Raw genomic sequence first — 4,112 nt, 5'->3', positions numbered from 1 at the left:
TGATTGGTGATCTTTTGCCAGCTCTTTCGCCAGCTCTTCCGCGGTTTTAGAAAACAAGGAAGGCTCAATGGTCCCTCGCTCCCGGTCTTTCCAAAAAACGATTTTTTCCATGCCTATCCTCCTATTCTACCCCTCTGTGGTTATACAGAATTTCCCAGAGCGGCATTTTCAGTTTGCTGCCATACACCTCCAGCCAACGCACGATCTCTACCGCGGTCTGGTCAATGACTTGCCGGCGTTCTTCTGCCTTGATTTCTTTGCCAATGTTTCTTTCCAGAAAGTAGACCGCCATCGCCCGCCAGCGGGTGCAGGCCATATCATCCAGGTAAACTTCGTTATTGGCAACGACGCGCCTTTCTTCACCGGCCATCTGGAGCAGTTCATTAAGGCGATACAGCATGGCCTGATTTATCCACTTCTGTGCCAGCCATTTTCCCAAAGTCTGCTTAATCTGCTGTAACTGCTCAAATTCTTCCCAGGTGGCGGTTTCCCCGAAAAGCGTCAGCCGATTTTTATCCGCGTCCTTGGATTGTTCCAGGGCACTTTCGGCGGCCAGGGCCAGATGATCAATGGGGGTATGAGGCTTTTGCAGGCTAATACCGGCGGAAAAGTGGATGGCCGGGTTGCGACACACATAGTCGGCAAAGGTTGCCCGTAGATGCCGCGCCAGCTCGATAATCCGATTCCAGGGCCCGATCAGAAACAGGTCATCACCGCCGGCGAATACCGTGTAAATATCTTGGTAACGTCGGTCAGTTGATAGTAGATGTGGTAGGTACAGCGTGAAATAGTTGTTAAGCTGACGGCTCAGGGTGGCCAGGCGGGAGAGGGTGAACCTTTTAGGGGCCAGACCACAAGCCATTAAAAGGCCCAGGTTATCAATATCGGCCTTCAGGATCCCCAGCGCGTCAATCCCCTGAAAAACTCCGGGCTTTTCCGTAGGATTCCGGGCCATCGCGGCAATATGCTCCAGGGTCTTAGGAGTGTCGGGTTCGATCTGGTCGATAAGTTCCAGTTTCTTGGTTTCACTCCGGCCTCCGGCCCGGAGACGTTCATCATGCTGATCTCCTTCTCGATAAACCGGGACATAGCCACTAATAAATCGGGTAGTGATCCCTGTAGGCACGGCACCGTCCGGAGCAAGGGCGAGATTCCAGTATTTCAAAAGCTGGCCGTTCCGAGCCAAATTTCTCAGATCTCCTTCTAAAAACGCCACCTGATAGTAGTCGAAAATCGGCTCTCGCAGCATATTATCCGGCTGCCGGAGTTCTGCCTCCCGGGTGGTTATGGCCAGATGTTTCTTCTTGACCAGATTGGTCCCCAGGAAGATATGGTCGCGGCAGAGCTTGCAAGATGACCCCGCTTCCTTGACCAAATCATCCTGTGCGGCTGGTGCCGCCGGCCTTTTCCCACAGAGGGGGCAAAGCGGTGGATTGAGGTCGCTATTGAAGCTGTCCAGATAATCTATAACCGGTCCGGCATATTTGCTCAGGTCTAGCCGGGTAAACTTCTGCCTTTCCAGATCCTGGCCCAACTTCTCCCAAAGCTCGGGGAACTGCCCACCCACAAAATCATGGGCCGAGGCTGCCCGCCAGGAAAATCCTAGAGCGTTCTCTCCATAGGAAACTTCCATCAGCCATTTATTTACTTTCGTCTCAACATTTTGGAGTGCGGCTTGGGCCTCCGGGGTATTTGGCGCTATAATAGTAAATTTTCCTGCATTATTAAGGATAACGGAGGAGAACGGCAGGCCGATTTCCCGACAGACCAGGTCGGCGGCCAATTCCGAAAATAGCGATACCGCCAAAGAACGGCCGCGCAAAATCTTGGAGCGATATTTGCGCAGATCGCCATATCTGCTGAAGATAAAATCCTGGATGCCATAGAAATCACCGTTTATTAAAAGAAACTTCCGGTCAGCATAATTTTTAATGGCTTCAATGGTCAGACTATTGGTCTGCTGATGGTAGAGATAGATCGTTACCGCCAGCGCCGCCGTGGTCCGGGCATGGTCATAAAGCGAGACGTCCGGCACCACTTTGCCGCTCCGATCCGAGGGAATCGCCGACGTATAGATCATCACCAGACTGTCGAAATGTTCAAACCATAGTTCCAGATTCTCCTCCCGGTGCTTGAGATTTCCCAGGGCGTCAATAAATTTCTCAAAATGGAATTTATACTCCTGGTTTGCCACCACCGTATCCACAGGTTCGACTTTTCTTTTTAAACGGGGAAAGATATTGGTCGGCGAAATCTCTCTCAAGGGGTAACCATAGGAGCACTCAACTTGAGCGGCAATCGGCTCGGCCCCGAGTTGTTCGAGAACGGGAACCAATCGTACACGCTGGTAATCCCGCCAGGATGTCTGGCTTTCCTGATCATAGGGCTCTCGGTCCCAACCACTGCTGATCCAGTCGGCTATGGTTACCACCCACTGCATGGGAGTTTCCGGCCGGTGATGCTTGGCGGCCATATTGATAAAGGCATCCCCTTCCCCCCACTGGGCCTGGTTAAACTCTTTGGGCAGCCGATCCTGTAATTTTTCAATAAAGGCCGCAGTGAACACCGCATGCAAGTGGGTATGGCGACCCTCATAGAAGGGCTGGTAGAGGTCAGCGTGATTATTAATGTATTCATCCGTAATACTTAGGACTTCCCGATGCACCAGTTTGCCGATATCATGCATGAAGGCGGCGATGGCGATTTTCAAGACGGTATCGTCCATTGTGTTTCTCCCTGATTTTAAGTCCCTCCGGGCCGTCCCCCCAATATTCCCTTAGGTTTCCCGGACCATTTTAATTTTTCCCAGGCCAAAGGTGGTGGCCTTGCCCAGATGCACCTGTTCCGCAAAGCGGACTAGCGGCAGGAATTCCCCCAGTGTCCCCCGGTAGGTTACTTGACCGATCATCCCGCCCATGAGCATGGCCTGCTCCTGACGGTTCGAGTAGCGCTTCCAGTCGTACCATCGGACACTTGAGGCCACAGTTTTAATTTCCTGAGCTCGAGCCACCAGTCCCCGATAGTCCAAGTCTGGTTCTCCGGCTCCATAATGATTGTTGAGGGCCGCAATACGTCGCAGGATCCCCCGGATTAATACATGGAACGGCAATTCGGCCCGGTAGGTATTTCTGAATTTCAGCCTTAATGGAGTTTGGAGAATAACGGTAATCTGGTTGCAGGACTTGTCCTCCGGGGCTGGAGCTGCCAATTGTAAATTAGTTGTCGAGTCAAGCAGTAATCGCCGGTCCTGGGCTTGATAAATCACCTTATCGTCGCTGGTGACCCTGATGAGATGGAATTGGGGGCGTTGGCCTCTGATCTTCTGACCGATGCCAATTCTCCCCATCTGTTCAAACGCATAGACAAAATAAGGCAACTTCTCGCTGGCCGGACCGAACAGGATCAGTCCGAAATCAAAACTCTCTCCCTGCTTTAGATGTGTATGCCGAGAGAGCGGCGGCTCAATCACAAAGGGATGCGGCGGTGAGGGCCTTTTATCGGCAGGGATACCAGGGCTTGGGTTTCGGGGGGTTTCAAAGACCTGGAAATAAACACAGCGGTCTCTTAGCAGACAATCTTTACATTCCTGGGTCTTGAGCACGCAGACAACTTTTTTCAAGGCTAAGCCAAAGACTCCCCGAAAGGTTGAGCCTTTATAGGGGGGAAGTATAGCGTCGCTCTCCAGGATGGAGTGAAAGCGGTATTTCCCATAAAGCACGGTCCAAGATCTCCTCAGCGAAAATGTTTGGGTGCCATGAATTAATTACGATATTTCATCATAAGTGTCCGGCACAGAGCTCAATGGTAGTCGAAGCAAGGATTTTTATCTTTGACTGCCGTTTATGTTTATGGGTCAGCTCGCCATATAAGCGGTGCCATAACTTGCGCTAAACCTTTTCAAAAAATAATGGCCGGACGTAGTTCATTGGCTTCTGTCAGGGTTGAGCGTTTCACCGCGGGCTGGCCCAGGTGATAAAGTTTTCTGACGTGTTGATTGAGACTAAACACCAAATCTCTGAGACTCTAGCGACTACTCAACTGAGCGCAGAGCATGGCGCCAAACTGTGACCAATACGAAAAGGTTCTGGGTTTCGGACCTGCCCAGGAATGGG

At 51.5% G+C, this 4,112-nt stretch carries 3 protein-coding genes; all 3 read right to left on the bottom strand.

What is annotated here, in order from left to right; genetic code table 11:
- Positions 1-111, bottom strand: a 111-nt coding sequence (locus JRG72_11520; protein MBW2135832.1) for a type III-A CRISPR-associated protein Csm2, incomplete at its 3' end; no start/stop codon positions are given.
- Between the two features lie 10 nt (positions 112-121).
- A complete protein-coding gene (gene cas10, locus JRG72_11515) occupies positions 122-2,725 on the bottom strand; it encodes a type III-A CRISPR-associated protein Cas10/Csm1 (GenBank protein MBW2135831.1) in 2,604 nt (867 codons plus the stop codon).
- 51 nt (positions 2,726-2,776) lie between these two features.
- Positions 2,777-3,736: a CRISPR system precrRNA processing endoribonuclease RAMP protein Cas6 gene (gene cas6, locus JRG72_11510; GenBank protein MBW2135830.1), complete on the bottom strand. Its 960-nt coding sequence runs from the start codon at positions 3,734-3,736 to the stop codon at positions 2,777-2,779.
- Positions 3,737-4,112 lie beyond the last annotated feature (376 nt).

The sequence above is a fragment of the Deltaproteobacteria bacterium genome, from assembly GCA_019309545.1.
Lineage (GTDB): Bacteria > Desulfobacterota > Desulfobaccia > Desulfobaccales > Desulfobaccaceae > Desulfobacca_B.
This window is presented reverse-complemented; position numbering and strand designations above follow the sequence as displayed.

Coding starts and splice junctions, on each gene's coding strand:
- cas10 (MBW2135831.1), bottom strand. CDS start 2,725: ATGGACGATACCGTCTTGAAAATCGCCATCGCCGCCTTCATGCATGAT.